The sequence below is a fragment of the Mesorhizobium sp. M1A.F.Ca.IN.022.06.1.1 genome (assembly GCF_003952605.1).
Lineage (GTDB): Bacteria > Pseudomonadota > Alphaproteobacteria > Rhizobiales > Rhizobiaceae > Mesorhizobium.
In genome coordinates, this window is sequence record NZ_CP034455.1 from 2,686,283 (window position 1) to 2,704,495 (window position 18,213).

Genomic DNA, 18,213 nt, shown 5'->3' on the forward strand with positions numbered 1-18,213 from the left:
GGGCAACGCTGCGTGTCAGACGGCCGGGCCTATCGGGCCACTCGGGCCCGCAACGATGCTCGACAGCTTCGCGCGCCTGACCGGAACCGGTTTTTCGTAAGTTCTTTTCGTCAAAACTTCCCCGGAAAGACTATCCAACTCGCGCGAGAATGATGGTGGGCTGGAACCACTGTCAAGCCGCCGTTCGCGCCAGGGTTGCCATCTTTCCCATAAGTAAGCTAAGAGTCTGCCGGCTTTTTGGGGAGTGGACAGTATGCGTTACAACTGGGATCGCGCTCCGACGGCATTCGAACGCCATCGGAAGGCATTGGCCGCCGCCATTCTAATAGCCGGCGGTGTCGGGCTGATGCTGGCAGCACTGCCGCTCTAAGCCGAATTCACTTGCTGACGTCATAGCGCGCTCCGATCCGGGAGCGGCTGGATCCGTTTGCCGGCAACGCCGACCAAAATGCGAGGAGACATGGCCGGCCAAAGCGGCTTAGGCTATTGCCATACGACGGAATGTTCCTGGGGAGGAAAAGTCGATGGCCTCACGCTACCACGAAGTCTATGAGGGCTGGAAACGCGACCCCATAGCGTTCTGGGCCGAAGCGGCCAAAGCGATCGACTGGTATTCGCCAGCCGAAAAGGTCTTCGATCCGGCGGCGGGCGTCTATGGCCGCTGGTTCACAGGCGCCACCTGCAACACCTGCTTCAATGCCATCGACCGCCACGTGGCGGGGGGGCGCGCCGACCAGCTGGCGCTGATCCATGACAGCGCGATCACCGGCACGATCCGGAAATTCACCTATGCCGAACTGAAGCTCGAGGTGGTCGCGCTCGCCTCTGTCCTCAAGAACCGTGGCATCGGCAAGGGCGATCGGGTGATTATCTACATGCCGATGGTGGCGGAAGCGGCGATCGCCATGCTCGCCTCGGCCCGCATCGGCGCCGTGCATTCAGTGGTGTTCGGCGGCTTCGCCTCGCATGAGCTCGCGACCCGCATCGACGACGCCAGGCCGAAGCTGATCATCACCGCCTCCTGCGGCCTGGAGCCGGGACGCGTCGTCGCCTACAAGCCGCTGCTCGACAAGGCGATCGAGATGTCGAAGCACAAGCCCGATGCCTGCCTGATCCTTCAGCGCGAGCAATTGCGCTGCGAGATGAAGGACAATTGCGACATCGACTATGCCGATGCGGTCGCCCGCGAGCGCGCCGCCGGCGCCAATGTCGACTGCGTGCCGGTCTTGGCCACCGACCCGCTCTACATCATCTACACCTCCGGCACGACCGGGCAGCCGAAGGGCATCGTGCGCGACAATGGCGGTCACATGGTCGCGCTGAAATGGACGATGGACAACGAGTTCGGCGTCAACCCCGGCGAGGTGTTCTGGGCGGCCTCCGACGTCGGCTGGGTGGTCGGCCATTCCTACATCGTCTATGGGCCGCTTCTGCATGGCTGCACCAGCGTGCTCTTCGAAGGCAAGCCGATCGGCACGCCGGACGCCGGCACCTACTGGCGGGTGATCTCGGAACACGGTGTGGTGGCGCTGTTCACGGCGCCGACCGCCTTTCGCGCCATCAAGGGGCAGGATCCGCGCGGCGAGTTCGTGCCGAAATACGATCTGTCGAAATTCCGCACGCTGTTCCTCGCCGGCGAGCGCGCCGACCCCGAGACCATCAAATGGGCAGAGCAGAAGCTCAACCGTCCGGTGATCGACCATTGGTGGCAGACCGAGACCGGCTCGCCAATGACCATCAACCCGGCCGGGCTCGGGCTTTTGCCGGTGAAATACGGCTCGCCGGGCGTGCCGATGCCGGGCTACGATATTCGTATTCTCGACGATGCCGGCCACGAGGTGCCGCGCGGCACGCTCGGCAATGTCGTGGTCAAGCTGCCGCTGCCGGCAGGCTGCCTGCCGACGCTCTGGAACGCCGACGCCCGCTTCCGCCAAGCCTATCTCGAGGAGTTCCCCGGTTTCTACAAGACGGCCGACGCCGGCATGATGGACGAGGACGGCTATCTCTACGTCATGGCCCGCACCGACGACATCATCAACGTCGCCGGGCACCGCCTCTCGACGGGCGCGATGGAGGAGGTGCTGGCCGCGCATCCGGACGTCGCCGAATGCGCCGTGATCGGCATCGCCGACGCGATGAAAGGCCAGGTGCCGCTCGGCTTCGTCGTGCTCAACGCCGGTGTGGCGCGCGACACCGGCGCCATCGAAAGCGAGGTGGTGGGCCTGGTGCGCGAGCGGATCGGACCGGTCACAGCCTTCAAGACGGTGGTGACGATCAAGCGGCTGCCGAAGACGCGCTCCGGCAAGATCCTGCGCGGCACGATGCAGAAGATCGCCGACAAGGAGGAATGGACGATGCCGGCGACCATCGACGATCCCGCGATCCTCGACGAGATCACGGCGGCGCTCAAGGGGCGCGGCATCGGGATCTAGCCGCTCGCGGGATCGCAACGCGAGGGCAGCCTCACGAATGCATCCTGCGCTGCAATCGACTGTTGTGCAATGCAGCAGCACCCCCTAGAAGTCTGCCCGGGGGCCGTTCCGAAGGCACGGCATGGCTCAGCACAAGACCACATTCGGCGGCGTCGACATTTTGCGTTTCTTCGCCGCCGTCATGGTGATGTTCTATCACTACGGCTTCTGGGTATGGGCGTTTCCCGACGGCGTGTCGGCGCGCTCGACCGGCGGCATCCCTGCCCATCCCGAAATGGCGTTTGTCGGCTCCGGCTGGGTCGGCGTTCAGGTGTTCTTCGTCATCAGCGGCTTCGTCATCGCATTCAGCGCCGAGAATTCGACGCCGCTGAAGTTCTTCGAAGCCCGTGTCAGACGGCTGGCGCCGGCGGTCTGGGTCTGCGCGCCCATCTCCGCGATCGTGCTGCTGATGGTCGGTCTTTCCTGGCCGACCGATGCCGTGGTGCGACTTGCCCGCACGGCGCTGTTCGTGCCGTTCGAGCCATGGGTCGACAGCATCTACTGGACGCTCGGCATCGAGATCGCCTTCTACGCCATCGTCTGGACCCTGCTGCGGTTCGGCCGATTCGACCTGATGGAAGCTGTCGCCGTCATCATCGGCCTGCTCAGCACGCTGTTCTGGTGTCTCTATTTCGCCTTCGGCTGGACCGATCTCGCGGAGGCGCGCTGGCTGCAGCTCACCCTGGTGCATCACGGCGCGTTCTTCGCGGTCGGCGTGCTCATCTGGCTGATGCGCTTCAAGGCGGTGACAGCGGCACGGCTCTGCTTCTCGGCGCTGTTTCTCGCCGGCGGGGCGCTGCAGATCGTAAGCTCGGTCGACGTGCACAGCATCAAGGTGGAAGCGGCGATGCCCTATGCGCCGCCGATCATCATCTTCCTGGCCGCGGTAGCGCTGATGGCTTGGTCGCTGCGCCTCAACCTTTCCTGGGGCGGCTGGCGCCGGATCGGGCTGATGACCTATCCGCTCTACCTCATCCACGATGTCGTCGGCGCGGCGCTGCTCGGCGTCCTGATCCGCGCCGGCGTGCCATATCTGGTTTCGATCCCGATCGTCGGCATGGCCATGATCGCGGCAAGCTGGCTGGTGGCGGCCGAGGCCGAGCCGCGCGTCCGCATGCTGCTCGACCGCACGCTTTTCCGCTATCGGCTCAAAGCGGCCTAAAGCGCATCGCGCCGAAACGGTTCAGGCGACGCTTTTCGGGGTATTGATGCACGTCGTTTTGCCAAGACCGCTGCGCCTTTTTGGCGATGTGCATCGAGCAGCCCGGTGTGGAAATGTTTGCATTCGACATGATATCGAGGCTTGGTCCACGCTCCGTGGCATGACCCTAGTTTGAGTACCGAGCCTCAATCCGTGAGCCTGTTCCAACGATCGAGACGACCCCGGCCCTTGCCGCGCGAACGGCTGATGATGGATATGCGCGACACGGTGGTCTACGCGATCGGCGACGTGCATGGCTGCTACGACGAGCTGCGCACGCTGGAGCAGAAGATCGAGGCCGACGCGCTGCAGTTCCGCGGCCGCAAGATCATCATCATGCTGGGCGACTATGTCGACCGCGGGCCCAATTCGCGGCGCGTGGTCGAGCATTTGATGGCACCGCCGCCAGAAGGTTTCATGCGCGTGTGCCTTGCCGGGAACCACGAAGTGGCGATGCTCGCCTATCTCGACGGCCATCTGTCACTGGAGCCGTGGCTCCGCGTCGGCGGACGGGAAACGCTGTTCTCCTACGGTATCGATCCCGACCGCCTGGCCGATTTGTACGGATCGAGCGAAGAGGTAGTCGAGCGTATCCGGGAGGCCATTCCGGCCACCCACGTCGCCTTCATGCGCACGCTGCCGGTGATGATCTGTTCGGAGCGGTTCCTTTTCGTCCATGCCGGCATCCGGCCCGGCATCGCGCTCGAAGCGCAGGACGAGGCCGACCTGCTCAACATACGATCCGAGTTCCTGGCGGCGGCTCACCGCCTCGATCGCTGGGTCGTGCACGGACATACGATCGTGGACGTTCCGACGCTCGACGGGCGCCGGCTCGGCATCGACACCGGCGCCTTCCAGAGCGGCCGGCTGACCGCCCTCAGGATCGTCGGCAAATATGGGCGGCTGCTGTCGACCGGAGAATAACCGCCGCGGCTTTTCGTCGGATGAACTGCTTTAGGCGGCCTGCTTGGCGCGCGATTCCGACTTCTCGAGGTAGTAACTCGAATAGCGGTCGAAGAACTTTTCCGAACCGCCGAGAGAGCCGTATTTCGCCAGCTTCTTCAGCTCGACCTTGTTGAGCACCGCGCCGGTGATCTTTTCGGCGATGTAGGGTTCCGACTCCAGCATCGAGCGCACCATGGCGCGTGGCGTGCGGCCCCACTCGGTGACGAGCACGAAGCCGTCGACCAACGGCGCGAAGGCCTTGGCGTCGACCACCGGGCCGAGCGGCGGTAGGTCGACGATGATGTATTCGAACGTCTCCTTGGCGTTCTCGATGAAACGCCGCATGCCGGCGGAGCCGAGAAGCTCGCTGGTGTGCGAGAACTGGCCGCGCACCACGGCCGGGATGATCGCCAGCTTGGTCTGGCGGTCGACCTTGCCGACCGACTGCCAGGTCTGTCCATTGACCACCGCCTCCATCAGCCCGTGCTCCGACTCCATGCCGAGGCTGCGGCTGAGGCCCGGATTGCGCAGGTCGCCATCGATCAGCAAAGTCTTGGCGCCGTTGGCGGCGAGCAGACCGGCGAGGTTCGCCGCAACCGTCGACTTGCCTTCGCCGGGCAGGACGGAGATGACGCCGATCACCCGGCTGCCCTTGTCTTCCATCACCACGTCGAAAGCGATCTTGGCGTTGCGGAGCGTCTCGGCGAACATCGAGGCCGGCGCATCGAGGCTCACCCGCATGCGCGCCCGTTTCTCGGCGGCCGACAGGCTGGTGACCTTGCCGTCGGCCGGCAAGTCGTCCGGCTTCGACTCCTTGGCCTTGCCGCCACCGATCGTCGGCAGATAGCCGAGGAACTTCAGGCCGACACGGTCGCGAATGTCCTCGCCTGTCCGGAAGAAGCGCTCGTTGAATTCGTTCAGGCCTCCGCAGCCGGCGCCGAGCATGAGGCCAAGCACCAGCGAGAGCGCCAGCACGCGCAAGGTGCGCGGAGCCGAGGCGGTGAGAGGCATCGACGCGTCAGAGATGATGCGGACCTTGCCGACCGGGAATGACTGCTGCTGCGACGCTTCCTCGTAACGGCTAAGGAAAGTCTGATAGAGCGTGGTCAGCGCCTGCGCCTGCTGATCAAGTTCCTTCAGCCTGACCTGCGACTGGTTGTCGATCGAGCTCTTGCCTGCCTGGGTGGCGATCTTCTCCCTAAGCGCGGTCTCGCGCGCCTGCGCCACCTGATAGTCGTTTCGGTAGCTCTCGGTGATCTGTTTCAGCTGTCCGAAGATCTGCGCCGAGACGTCGGCCTTCTCCTTGGCCAGCGCAACCGCCTGCGGGTGATCCTTGCCGAAGTTGTTCTCGACGTCCTGCAACCGTTTCGCGATCGCGAGATAGCGGGTTTTCAGCGCGATGATGACCGAGCTGCTCGGCTGATCGGCCGCTATCGCGGAATCGTTGAAGGCGCTTTCGGAGCCGCTGTCGACGATCGCCTTGTACTGCTGGTAGCGGGCGCTGGCGCGGGCTGTATCGGCCTGCGCGACGATGAGCTGGGCGTTCAGGTCGGCGAGTTGCTTGTCGCTGAGCAACTGGCCGTCGCTGTTTGCGGAAAGCCCGTGCTCGGCCCTGAACTTCTCGACCGCCAGCGCAGCTGCCTGCGAGCTTTCGCGCAGTTCGGTCAACCTGCCCTGCAGCCAAACGGCCGCGCGCTCGGTGGCGTCGAAGCTGGCGTTGAGCTGGTCGGCAAGGTAGGCGTCCGCATAGGCCTTGGTGATGGCCGTGGCCAAAGCCGGATTGGTCGACTGATAGCCGATGCTGATGACATTGCTGCGGCCGTTGCGATCCGCCATCAATCCGGTTTGCAGCACGAGAACCGCGTAGTCATGGGTCGCCGCCTTCATCATGGCTTCGCGCGTTGCGGCATCGACATTCTCGATCCCGGGGATTTGGTTGCCGCCGCCGCTGCGGAAATAGCCGACGATGCCGCGCAAGAATCCGATTCCCTGGGCCAAAGCCGATTGCGGCGGGTTCATGAATTCCTGGTTCTGGTCCAGCTTCAGCTTGTCGACCACCTCCGATGCCAGCCGCGCCGAGTTGAGTATCTCGATCTGGCTGAGGATCGTCGCGTCCGTCTGCTGCGTGGCACTGACAGCCGAAATGTCGTCCACGACCTTGTTCAGGCCGTCGTCGATCAGCACGCTCGCAAGGGAGGTGTATTGCTTGGGCGTCGTCTGGAGATAAATCACACCCAGGAATAGACCGATGACGGCGCAGACCGCCACCACCTTGGCCTGCCGGGCGGCCATGCCAAGCAGACGCTCGATATCGATGAAGTCTTCACCCTTTTCCGGTTCGGTGGTGGGCAATGGCATCCTCTTGTCGAGAGGAAAGTTGGCATAATTCATCGTCGGTCCAATTCCAGGTTGCAGGCGCTACCGGCCTTCGAAGAGTGTCGTCGTTACCAGAAAAGGCCACGCAACATTCGTGCCACGGAGCGCCCGGCCAAGAAGGCCAAGCGCTTGCGTGGCTGTCGCGCCATCGCGATTTCGCATATGCACCCAAAATTTGGGCATTATGCGGCTACTTCCCGGCGCTCGTGCGACCGGACGAATTGCTGCAGCATTTCGAAGACAGGTCCTTTCATGTCGTCGCGCGCCAGAGCAAAGGCGATGGTGGCCTCGATGAAGCCCTCCTTGGAGCCGCAGTCGAACATGCGGCCGTTGAAGGGCTGGGCATAGAAAGGCTGGCTTTCAGCCAGTCGAACCATGGCGTCGGTGAGTTGGATCTCGTTGCCGGCGCCGCGTTGCTGGGTGCCGAGCAGGGCGAAGATCTCCGGCTGCAGGATATAGCGGCCATTGATGTAGAAGTTCGACGGCGCGTTGGCGGGGGCCGGCTTCTCGACCATGGCGGTTACTTCGAAGCCCGAGGCCACCTCGGCGCCGCGGCCGACGATGCCGTATTTGCTGGTTTCCGAAGGATCGCAGCGCTCGACGGCGATGACGTTGCCGCCGGTCCGCTGATAGAGGTCGACGGTTTCCGCCAGGCAGCCCGGCGCGCCGAAGGACACCATGTCGGGGAGCAGCAGCGCGAAGGGCTCGTTGCCGATCACGTCGCGTGCGCACCATACGGCATGGCCGAGACCGTGCGGCGACTGCTGGCGGATGAAGGAGGTGGCGCCGGCCACCGGCAGCAAGCTTTCCAGCGATTGGAGCTGCGCCTTCTTGCCAGTCTGCTCGAGCGTCCCGATCAGTTCAGGGTGCAGGTCGAAATAGTCTTCGATGACCGCCTTGTTGCGCCCGGTGACGAAGACGATGTGCTCGATGCCGGCCTCGAAGGCCTCGTCCACGGCATATTGCACGACAGGCTTGTCGACGACGGGCAGCATTTCCTTCGGCATCGACTTGGTCGCCGGCAGGAACCGCGTTCCGAGCCCCGCCACCGGTATGACTGCCTTCCTGACTTTCTGCATCGCTTATTCCTTCTGAGGATATCGCTTTTTTACCTATCGCTGGCTATGAAACCGCATTCCATGCGCCTGCATACTTCACCTCCCCGTGCCCACGGCAAACTGTGCCGCAACCCTTCTCAGCCGAACCGCGATCGGCATCGACATATGCCGGACCGCGGCCGGATCGCTGAGCGCCGTGCGTATCGCCTTCAGCGGCGCACGCGCCTTGATGTGCTGCACCAATGACAGGAACGAGGCCGCCTTGCGCAGGCTGCGGCCGCGTCTGGCGAAAGCCGCCTTGGCGCCGTCGTCCATGAAATGCTCGGCCGCGAAGGCGGCATCGGCCTCGGCCATCGCCTCGACATGATGCAACTCGAGCACGCGCGAGATCGAGCCGGTGCGGATATGGTAGACATAGCCGACGGTCGGCTCGACCACGCAGCGGCCGCCTTTGGCCAGCGCGCTCGCCAGAAGAATGTAGTCTTCGCCGATGCGCAGCTTCTCGTCGTAGCGGAGGTGATTATCGTCCAGGAAACGGCGCTGGAAGATCGGCTTCAGATAGCCGAGGTTGAAGCGCGACTCGAAAACGATGTTGCCGGCGATATAGTCGGTCAGCGAGATTTCGCCGAGCCCTTCGAGGTACCTGGTCGGGAACATGATGTCTTCGGGCGTGCCGTCTTCGCGCACGACCTGGACATTGTCGACCGCGATCTCGGCACCCGCCTTCTCCGCCCGCGCGATCATGGCCGCCAGTCTGCCGGGCAGGACGGCATCGTCGGAATCGAGCACGGCGACCCAGCGGCCGCGGGCCAGATCGAGCCCGGCATTCCTGGCGCCGCCGGGGCCGCGGTTGGCAGGAAGCGCGACTACCTTGACGATGTCCTGAGGATAAGCGCGCGCGACATCGAGCGTGCGGTCGCTCGACCGGTCGTCGACGACGATGACTTCGATCGCGACATCGCGCTGCGCCATCGCGCTGGCGATCGCCCGGTCGAGAGTTGCCTCGGCGTTGTAAGCGGCGATGACGAAGCTGACGTCAGGCTGCACGCTTTTCCCCTTCCTGCGGAGTGATGCCGTACTGGCGGATTTCGCGGACTCCGACCAAACCGCTGACGACGCCGAGATGCATAATGCCGCGCAGCATGCTGCGGTTCCGTCGCACCGGGCTGACTGCGGCCAAAAGCGCCATACCGAAGCAGTAGCCCGCCTTCGCCGAGGCGAGACCGACCTGGCAGACGCGACGCAGGCCGCCGGTGTTGCGCCCGATGAGATGACCATGCGTCTGCCCGAAGCGGAAGCGGCGGCGGCGCAGCCAGTCGAAGGCGGCCCTCGAACTCGGCACCACCTCGTCGACAAAGGCGTGCGAGGCAAAGGCGATGCGCCCGCCGGACTTGACCACCGAATCGAAGAATTCGGTGTCCTCGCCGCCGGTCTGGCCACGCGCCAGGCTGAAGCGCCGGTTGCGCAGGCTTTCCTCGGTCATCCTGAGCAGGACATTGCAGGTGTAGCCGGTGCGGATCTCGCCGCGCACCCAGACGGGCAAGGTCGAGTGGAAATCGCCCTTGCGCATCCAGTCCGGCGCGTCCTGGCGATATGTCGCGCGGACCGGCCCGAGCACGGCCGTCGCGCCCGTCGCCTCCGCGGTCGCCACGAGTTCGACGAGCCAGCCCGGCGAAGCCGTCTCGTCGTCGTCGATGAAGGCGACGAGGTCCGAGACGCTGGCATCGAGGCAGGCGTTGCGAGCGATCGAGATGTTGCGCGCCGGCGCGTGGCGATAGCGGATCGGCAGCTTCAGTTCCTGCGCCAGCGCCTTCACCAGCGGCTGCGCACTCGGCTCGTCGTCATTGTCGGCGACGACGATGCCGATCTCGAAACCGGCGGGGTTCTCCAGCGCGGCGATGGAGCGCAGCGTGTCAGCAAGCTCCGGCCTGCGGAAAGTGCAGATGCAGATGTCGATGCTGCCGCTCCTCTTCGCAGCCATCACGCCGCCTCGCGCGACGGCTGCGGGCCGAAGAGTTGCAGCCAGAAGCCCATGGACCAGCCCAGATGCATGACCATCACCGACACGCCGGCCAGCGCTATGGCGGGATTCCGCTGGCTGATCGCGGTCCGGACGCCGTAACCGAGGCAGACACCCGCCCACACCAGAAACGGCACGGCCGCCAGAACAAAGATCGGAGACAAGAGCGCCATCAGGACCACCGGAAACACCAGCAGCGGGATCATCTGCCGCAGCTTCGGCATCATGCGATGCTTGAGCACGTTCCTGGCGCGGCCGCGGCCATAGCCGAGATATTGGAAAAACAGGCTCTTCAAGGTGGAGCGCGGATAATAAACCATCTGCGTCTTGCCGCTCATCCAGATGCGGTAGCCGGCCAGACGGAGGCGGTGATCGAGCTCGGCGTCCTCGTTATGGCTGAAGCTCTCGTCATAGCCGCCGACCGCGCGGAACGCGGCAATGCGCATCAGCGCATGGTGGCCGTGGTCGACCCACTCGCCGGCCGACATGTGGCGGTGCTTGGAGCCGCCGGTGCCGAGCCTGGAATTCTGCGCCGCCGCCACGGCCTTCTGTACCGCGCCCGTGCCGCTGGTCAGCATCGAAACGACGACCGAATCGGCACCCGTAGCTTGCGCTTCCTCGACCAGCCTGTCGCAATAATCGGCGGGATATCCGCCATGCGCATCGATGCGGATGAGATAGTCGGCGTCGTCGCCGAAGGTCGCCACCGCAAGGTTGATCGCCGCGCTCTGGATGCGCTTCGGATTGGCGATCAGGATGACGCGTGGATCCTCCGCAGCGAGTTCTTCGACGATGCCTTGTGTGCCATCGGTGCTGCCGCCGTCGGCCACGACGATGCGCGCGCCGAGCCGCGCCGCGGCCGGCCGCAGCCGCTGGAGCAGCCCGCCGATATGAGCGGCCTCGTTGAGGCACGGGATGACGATCAGGCTCGATGCCGTCGTGCGCGTCATCGGGTTTTGTCCATTCTTAGCCATCCTATGCCAGCGCCTCGGTCGCAAAGCTCCCGCGACCGGCGGTCAGGCCGCGCAGCTTGTCGACAAAAGCCAGGCAATCGCTGCGGTCGTAGCTCCAAGTCCGCGGATTGCGTGCCAGCACCCGCGACTTCAGCTTGCCGTAGTGTTCCTGACCCATTCGGCCGAGCGCGGTGTCGAGTCCTTCGGACGTCGCCTCGGACAGAAGCACACCGATGTCCTGCTGCTTCAGGAACCGGCCGGTTTCGGTGCTCGCCATCGAGATCGGCACGGCGCCGAAGCGGCAGCCTTCGTAGAGCCGGTTGGGAAGCAGCCATTCGGAATTCTGGCCCTGCTCGAAGAAATCGATCGCCCAGGAGAAATGCACCTCGCGGTAGATCGCCGCCATGTCCTCCGGATTGCGATAGGGACCGCGGAAGGAAAGCCAGGGCTCGGCTTCGACAAAGGCATGAAAATCCGGAAATTCGGAGAGCGCGGGACGCCCCCTGAGCACCACTTCAAAGCGTCCGTCTTGCCGGCGGGTGAACTCGGCCAGGAGTTCCAGCGAGCGCCGGCAGCGCAGCGCGCCGAACCAGCCGATGCGCCAAGGCGGCGCCGCCGGACTGTCGTCCTCGCGGCGATGATCCGCCGGCACGGGCATGGTGTCGAAATATTTGTTCTCGATCAGCTCGACCGGCGCCGCGATTTGCCCGAACGGCTTGAAATAATTGGCGACGAAGGCGGGAGAGCTGGTCACCAGAAGCTTGACGTCGCGGGCCAGATGACGCTCGGCGCCGCGCAGCGTCTTGCCGATCAGGTCGTTGCGCAACACAAGTCGATGGATGTCGAGGCACTCGTAGACGATCGGCACGCCGGCGCCGAAAGCGCGCCTGGCGCGGCTGGCAAGCGCCAGCATCTCGAGATTGCGCGCGAGGATCAGATCGGGTCGCGCCAGGCCCGCGAATTTGGCTCCGATCGACATGGCGGCCTTGGCAACTGCACCGATGCGCTGGGCGAATCGGCCATCGCGCGTCGGTCCGAGGTCGACGGGCTTGATGCCTTCGATCTCGGCGATCGGATTGGAGGTGCGACGGAAGCCCGCCAGGGTTATCCTGGCGCCGCCTGCCCTGAGCATTTTTATCCTCCGGCGCACCGCCGGGTCGGATATGTCATGCACAAGGTACAAGACATGCAGCATGAAACTCGACCGCTTTTGGGCCCGCCACCCAAGAGGGGATGCTAGTACAGCTTTTGCTGCATCGCAACATTTTTGGTGCAGCGTAGCAATCGGCGCACATTTTTTGTTGCGCTGCAAAAACCTCTTGCGGTAGTTTGTGCATGGCGGCGGGCGCCGGTCGCGATGATGACTGGCGCAAAATCAGGAATCCAGAATTTGGAAACCAGTGCATTCGATCCGCCCGAGGGCTCCCTGCGCAGATCGGTCGGGCGCGGCGCCGTCGTCACCGCGATGGCGCAGGGCGTGCGGGTCGCCACCCAAATCGTGTCGGTCATCGTGCTGTCGCGGCTTTTGTCGCCGCAGGATTTCGGCGTCGTGGCGATGTGCGCGCCGGTGCTCGCCTTCATCGCGCTGTTCCAGGATTTCGGCCTGACCCAGGCGACGATCCAGAAAACCGGCATCCGGCACGAGGAGGTCAACTACCTCTTCTGGATCAACACGGCGGTGAGCGCGATCCTGGCCTGCGTGCTTGCTGCGGCGGCTCCCCTGGTGGCCGCCTTCTACGGCGAGCCGCGCGTCACCGGGCTGGTTGCCGCCTTCGGCCTGCAGATCATGGCCTATGGTCTCGGCGCCCAGCATCTGGCGTTGCTGACGCGCCGCATGGAATTCAGCCGGCTCGCCGTCATCGACGTCGCCAGCGCCGTTACGGGCCTTGTGGTCTCGATCGCCTGGACCTTCATCGACCGCTCCTATTGGGCGCTTTTTGCCGGCACGCTGACCGGCGCCGTGTTGCCGACGCTTTGCTACTGCGTGTCATCGCGCTGGCGTCCGGGGCTGCCGCGCAAGGTCGAAGGCATCAGCCAGCTGATCAATTTCGGCGCCGGCATCACCGGCTTCAACTTCGCCAATTTCTTCGCCCGCAATCTCGACAATGTGCTGATCGGCAAATATTGGGGCGAGGCGCAGCTCGGCCTCTACGACCGCGCCTACAAGCTGCTGCTTTTCCCGCTCAGCCAGATCACCAACCCGCTGTCGAAGGTGATGGTGCCGGCACTTTCGCGGCTGAAGGACGAGCCGGACCGTTATCGCAGCGCCTATCTGCGCGTCATGCCGCTGATCCTCCTGGTGGCGTTGCCGGGCGTGGCCTTTGCCACCGCCATGTCGGATACGCTCATTCCTTTCGTGCTCGGCCCGCAATGGCGGGAGAGCGCCAACATTTTCCTCGCGCTGGGCTTCGCCGGCCTGCTGCAGCCGCTCAACAATCCGGCCGGATGGCTGTTCGTCAGCCAGGGCCGTTCGGGCGATTTCATGCGCTGGGGCATCATCACCGCCGTCACCTCGGTGCTGGCCTTCGCCATCGGCCTTCCTTATGGCGCGCTCGGCGTCGCGGTCGCCTATGCGGTCAGCGAATATTTGCGGACGCCTTTCCTCTGGCTCTATGTCGGCAAGGCTGGGCCGCTGCGGGCGAGCCATGTGCTGCACGCAGCCGCCCCCTTCGTGCTCGGCGCGCATCTGGCGCTGGCCCTGGTCTGGGTCGCCAAGCCGATGCTGCCGGCGCAGCCCATCATCGCTCTCGTAGGCGGCGCGGTGCTGTCCTATGTCGTCACCATCATCGTCGCGCTCGCCTTCGGCGCCGGCCGCGAGGCGCTTCGGGAGGCCCTGCGGCTGATCCCGGCGCGCGGGTTTTCGCCCGCGCCCAGCGAGGCGAAATGACCTTGCCGGCGCAAACCGCCAGGCATTCCGGCCGCGGCCGGACAGCCCAAAACTGCTGACTTTTGAGGGTTAGGCAACAGCATGAATTACCGATCGATCTCAGACATGAACGACGCGATCGCGCGGAACCTGCACCGGCTGCCGCGCGACATCGACCTGGTGGTCGGCGTGCCGCGAAGCGGCATCCTCGCCGCGACGCTGGTCAGCCTGACGGCGAATATCCCGATGACCGATCTCGACAGCTTTCTCGCCGGCAAGATCTACACCTCGGGGATCACCAAGCGGCGCGCGGCGCTCGATCGGCAGCATTCCGAAATGCGCAAGATCCTGGTGATCGACGACAGCGTTAGCGGCGGCAACGCCATGCGCGACGCGCGCAGCAAAATCGCGGCTGCCGGCATCCCGGGCGATTTCGTCTACGCGGCCGTGTTCGGCCTGCTTTCGCAGCACAACGAAACCGACATCGTCTTCGAGGTCGTGCCGCATCCCAGGATGTTCCAGTGGAACTTCATGCACCACGTCTTCCTCGAGCAATGCTGCGTCGACATAGACGGCGTGCTTTGCCTCGATCCGACGGCGGACGAGAATGACGACGGCCCAGCCTACGAGAAATTTCTCACCGAGGCGCGGCCGCTTCTCGGGCCGACGCGCAAGATCGGCTGGCTGGTGACCAGCCGGCTGGAAAAGTACCGCAAGCTGACTGAAGCCTGGCTGGCCAAGCACGAGATCAAATATGACCATCTCGTCATGCTCGACCTGCCGAGCAAGGCCGAGCGGCAGCGGCTTGGCGCGCATGGCAGCTTCAAGGCCGAGTTCTATCGCAAGTCGGACGCCATCCTGTTCATCGAGAGCGAGCACGAGCAGGCGCTCAAGATCGCCAAGCTATCGGGCAAGCCCGTGCTGTGCGTCGAAACCAACATCGTGAGCTTTCCCGACGCGTTTTCCCTGCCGGCGCTGGAGCAGGCGGCCCGCAACCTGCCGGCACGGCTCAGGCAGATCAATTCGCCCGAAGGGCGCAAGAAGGTCATCAAGACCGCCGCGCGCGCCCTGCTCGGCGAACGCGCCTATGAAATGCTGAAGAGCCGGGTCAAAAGGCCAGCGTAAGCAAAGCCTTACGCGGAACTAAGGTGCCTCGCGCCGAATCGAATTCAGTCGACGCCCTTTTCAGTCGCTGTTTCGATGCCTGTCGCGCCCAGAACCGCTGCATACTTCTGGGCGAAATGCATTAAGCAGCGCGCCGGGCGCGCTGCCGGGCAGCCCTGTCCAGCAAGGCGAAGAAGGTGGCGAATTGGCGCTCGGGATCGAGTTCCGGGCGCTGCGAGAACGTGAGCGCGGCTTCCGAGACCCGCTGATACTCCTCGCGATCGTTCCACAGCCGCCTGAGCGCCGCGACCCAGTCCTCAAGCGGCGCGTCATAGTCCAACACGACGCCGCCGGAGCCGATCGCTTCGGGCAGGCCGCCGCGCCGCGAGCCGACGACGGGAATACCGCTGCAATGGGCCTCCGAGGCAACGCGACCCCACGCCTCTTCCCATTTGCTCGGCGCCAGCAGGATCCTGGTGCGGCCGTAGAGAGTCTTCATGTCGTCGGTGCGGTTTTCGAGCTTGATATTGGAGAACGGCGCGATCGTTTCCGCGATGCGGGCGCGGTGATCGTCATCCAGCTTCCAGCTCTCGACGAACAGGAAAGGGATCTCCCTGCAGGCGGCCGCAATCCGCACCGCCAGCTCGAAACCCTTTTCCTCGTAGGGATTGATAAAGGTGACGTACGCGCCCGTCGTCGGCGTGCTGTAAGAGGCCGGATTGATCGTCGGCGGGATCACCGTGGAATCGATGCCAAACTCGCGCTTGTAAGTGCGCGCCGTGAAATCGGAATTGGCGATGTAAGATGCCGAGTTCAGCTCGCGCAGATCGCCCCCGAGTTCATGGAATTCAACATTCCTGAGATAGACCACCAGCGGGACGCCCTCGGCCTCCAGCGCCTTGCCGAGCGGAACCGATTTGTGACACTGCACCACCGCTACGTCCGGCTGCAGCTTCTTGACGGCAAAGGCGGCCGCTTCCCAGGGGAACCAGGCGCGCACCACCGGATAGCCGGGGAAATTGTCGATGACGGCGCGCTGACCGAGGAGCTTCATCTTGGCGCGCGCCTTGTATCCGAACATGCCCTGCCCGAACAAGGCCGCAAGCACCGATGCCTCATGACCGTGTTCGATCAATTGTTCCGCCAGATGATGGGTGCTCGACTGGACGCCGCCGCTGAATTGCGGCGGATAGCCGTTTCCGCCTGCGAAGAGAACTTTCATGGTTCGGCTCCTTGTCATATTTTTCTTGGCCAGTTTTCCTGGCTTGCCGGCAAACATGCCGGCGGGCAGTGTCAGGCAGTCTGCTGCTCGAGATTGGCGAACGGATTGGTGCATGGATGCCAGCCGGTGAAGCGGATCGGATCATTGGGCGAGCTGCGCCAGGCATAATCGGTCAGCATGTGGAACTCGGCGATGACCCAGCGCTCGAAATTGCCGACATCCTGCTGCTTGCGCCTGGGCAGCAATTCGCGCGCCCTGTCGAGCCTCACGGTCTCCAAAAGCGTCACCGCGTCCGCCAGCTTTTCGCTCGGGAATATCCACGGGTTGCGGTTGCGGAATTCGAGCACGAATTGCTGCAGGTGCTCGATGCGCATGTTGAGCGGGCCGAAGTATTTCTCGAGCGTGAGGCGGACCAGATCCTCATCCGAGAAGGACGATACGGCCGCAGCGGCGATGCCGGTCGAAGCAATGCCGCCGGCAACAACGGCCAATGCGGTGCGTCGCGTGATCTTCATCGACCCCTCCTTCATGCCAGCCGGCTCGCCGCCCGCAGCGAAAGCGCCGCGGCGGTCAGGCTTGGGTTGGCGCAGGAACAGCTCGGATAGGTGCTGGTACCGACGACGACGAGGTTCCGGAGCTGGTGGTGGATCATGTCGCGGTCGACCACCGAGTCGGCGGGGCCGGTGCCCATCCGCAAGGTGCCCTGCACATGCGATTCGGTCGGCCTTATGCCGCGATCGAATATCTGCTCGACCGGAAGAGGGTTGAGCAGCGCCGGCAGCCTCTCGAGCGCCTTGGCCATGCCCTTGGTTGCATAGTCGGAGGCTCCCTTGAAGCTGACGAAAGCGTTCTCGTTCTTGTCGAGGATCACCCGGTTTTCCGGGTCGAGCAGGTTTTCGGTGACAATGACCAGCGGCAGCGCCTGCCGCAGCCGCCCCTTCTCGGCTCGCATGCCGTGCTGCCAGCGGTTCTCGAAATAGACCAGCGCCGCCGCGTGCTCGGCGCGATGCGGGCCGTCATAGAGGCCGAAATTCAAGCCGGTGGTGATGGTGCTGCCGTCGAAATTGTCGACGCCGTCGAGATAGACCTCGTAGTTCCAGCCATAGGATTCGTGCAGGCCGAGCCCGACGAATTCGCCGCCGAGCCCCGAGCGCAACATGATTGCAGGGCTCTGGATGGCGTTGGCGCCAAGGATGACGAGTTCGCCGCTGACCGAATATTCCTTGCCGTCGCGCAGGAAGGCAACCGAACGCACCGAGCCGGCTGAATGGTCGAGCCGCCGCACTTCGGCGCCCAAGCAAACCGACACGTCCGCGTGCTGGAAGACGTGCATCAAACCATTGTTGGCGGTGAACTTGGCGTCGGCCGGGCACAGCCAGCATCTGAGGTTGGCGCAGCATGAGTTGCGCTGCGCCGTCGCGACGCGGGCGCGGGCGGTCGGCATGACGAAATGCTGCTCCGGCTGCGCCGCCTTCATCATCCGGTCCGGCGTCGACATGCGGTGCGGCGGCTGCGGAAACGGCCGCGAACGCGGCAGCATCCGGGCCATGTCGGGGTCGCCGGAGATCGACATGACCTCCTCGGCGTCGCAGTAGAACGGCTCCAGCTCGTCATAGCTGATCGGCCAGTCGTTGCCGACGCCGTATGTGCTCTTCAGCCTGAAGTCGTTGGGATGGAAACGCGGCGTCTGCGCGAACCAGCAGTTGGTGCCACCGCCGAGGCCGATCGTGTAGTTCCACGGCTTGTCGGCATTGTCGGTCTTATAAGTGCTCTCGTCGTCTATGTCGGTGTTGGCGTTCTGGTCAAGCTGCCATTCATGCGTGTTGTGGCGGCCCCATTCCAGCACCAGGACCCGGGCTTTGCGCCGCTTCAGGAACTCATGCAGGAAAAAGGCTGAACCAAACCCGGAACCGATGACGACGAGGTCGAAATGCTCGTTGGCGATCTGTTCGGGCTGAACGTCCATCACCATCAGATCGAATCTCCCGAAACGCGCA

At 64.1% G+C, this 18,213-nt stretch carries 14 protein-coding genes; 5 read left to right on the forward strand and 9 right to left on the reverse strand.

The features are described 5' to 3' along the window. Positions 1-524 precede the first annotated feature (524 nt). From EJ078_RS12725 to EJ078_RS12735, 3 genes are all read left to right on the forward strand, one after another. On the forward strand, positions 525-2,432 hold the full coding sequence (locus tag EJ078_RS12725) for a propionyl-CoA synthetase (protein ID WP_208721546.1): 1,908 nt from the start codon (positions 525-527) through the stop codon (positions 2,430-2,432). Positions 2,433-2,553: 121 nt separating this feature from the next. Next, complete coding sequence (locus EJ078_RS12730) at positions 2,554-3,633, forward strand: acyltransferase (RefSeq protein ID WP_127216402.1); 1,080 nt, start codon at positions 2,554-2,556, stop codon at positions 3,631-3,633. Positions 3,634-3,879: 246 nt separating this feature from the next. Next, complete coding sequence (locus EJ078_RS12735; protein ID WP_164749204.1) at positions 3,880-4,596, forward strand: metallophosphoesterase family protein; 717 nt, start codon at positions 3,880-3,882, stop codon at positions 4,594-4,596. Positions 4,597-4,626: 30 nt separating this feature from the next. On the opposite strand, the gene EJ078_RS12740 is transcribed toward EJ078_RS12735, so the two are convergent. From EJ078_RS12740 to EJ078_RS12765, 6 genes are all read right to left on the reverse strand, one after another. Continuing rightward, on the reverse strand, positions 4,627-7,008 hold the full coding sequence (locus tag EJ078_RS12740) for a polysaccharide biosynthesis tyrosine autokinase (protein WP_127216403.1): 2,382 nt from the start codon (positions 7,006-7,008) through the stop codon (positions 4,627-4,629). Between the two features lie 167 nt (positions 7,009-7,175). Continuing rightward, a complete protein-coding gene (gene galU, locus EJ078_RS12745) occupies positions 7,176-8,072 on the reverse strand; it encodes a UTP--glucose-1-phosphate uridylyltransferase GalU (RefSeq protein ID WP_095799217.1) in 897 nt (298 codons plus the stop codon). Positions 8,073-8,147: 75 nt separating this feature from the next. Further along, positions 8,148-9,098: a glycosyltransferase family 2 protein gene (locus tag EJ078_RS12750; RefSeq protein ID WP_127216404.1), complete on the reverse strand. Its 951-nt coding sequence runs from the start codon at positions 9,096-9,098 to the stop codon at positions 8,148-8,150. Further along, positions 9,088-10,032: a glycosyltransferase gene (locus tag EJ078_RS12755; RefSeq protein WP_127403641.1), complete on the reverse strand. Its 945-nt coding sequence runs from the start codon at positions 10,030-10,032 to the stop codon at positions 9,088-9,090. The genes EJ078_RS12750 and EJ078_RS12755 overlap by 11 nt, the downstream gene beginning before the upstream one ends. Then, positions 10,032-11,021 carry a glycosyltransferase family 2 protein gene (locus EJ078_RS12760; protein ID WP_095824413.1) on the reverse strand — a complete coding sequence of 330 codons (990 nt, stop codon included), beginning with the start codon at positions 11,019-11,021 and terminating at the stop codon, positions 10,032-10,034. The genes EJ078_RS12755 and EJ078_RS12760 overlap by 1 nt, the downstream gene beginning before the upstream one ends. Positions 11,022-11,046: 25 nt before the next feature. Continuing rightward, positions 11,047-12,219 (reverse strand): glycosyl transferase family 1, encoded by a 1,173-nt coding sequence (locus EJ078_RS12765; protein ID WP_127216695.1) that lies wholly within the window; start codon positions 12,217-12,219, stop codon positions 11,047-11,049. A gap of 195 nt (positions 12,220-12,414) precedes the next feature. Between EJ078_RS12765 and EJ078_RS12770 the strand changes: the two genes are divergently transcribed. Together EJ078_RS12770 and EJ078_RS12775 are read left to right on the forward strand one after the other, a co-directional pair. Continuing rightward, complete coding sequence (locus EJ078_RS12770; protein ID WP_127403640.1) at positions 12,415-13,911, forward strand: lipopolysaccharide biosynthesis protein; 1,497 nt, start codon at positions 12,415-12,417, stop codon at positions 13,909-13,911. Between the two features lie 81 nt (positions 13,912-13,992). Further along, the gene (locus EJ078_RS12775; protein ID WP_127216693.1) at positions 13,993-15,015 is read left to right on the forward strand and encodes a phosphoribosyltransferase; all 1,023 of its coding nucleotides are present in this window, start codon (positions 13,993-13,995) and stop codon (positions 15,013-15,015) included. Positions 15,016-15,136: 121 nt separating this feature from the next. On the opposite strand, the gene EJ078_RS12780 is transcribed toward EJ078_RS12775, so the two are convergent. The 3 genes from EJ078_RS12780 to EJ078_RS12790 form a co-directional block, all read right to left on the reverse strand. Further along, complete coding sequence (locus EJ078_RS12780) at positions 15,137-16,216, reverse strand: glycosyltransferase (RefSeq protein WP_127216692.1); 1,080 nt, start codon at positions 16,214-16,216, stop codon at positions 15,137-15,139. A gap of 71 nt (positions 16,217-16,287) precedes the next feature. Continuing rightward, entirely contained in the window at positions 16,288-16,731 is a 444-nt protein-coding gene (locus tag EJ078_RS12785; protein WP_095824415.1) for a hypothetical protein, read from the reverse strand. Positions 16,732-16,742: 11 nt separating this feature from the next. Beyond that, a complete protein-coding gene (locus EJ078_RS12790) occupies positions 16,743-18,188 on the reverse strand; it encodes a GMC family oxidoreductase (RefSeq protein ID WP_095799211.1) in 1,446 nt (481 codons plus the stop codon). Positions 18,189-18,213 lie beyond the last annotated feature (25 nt).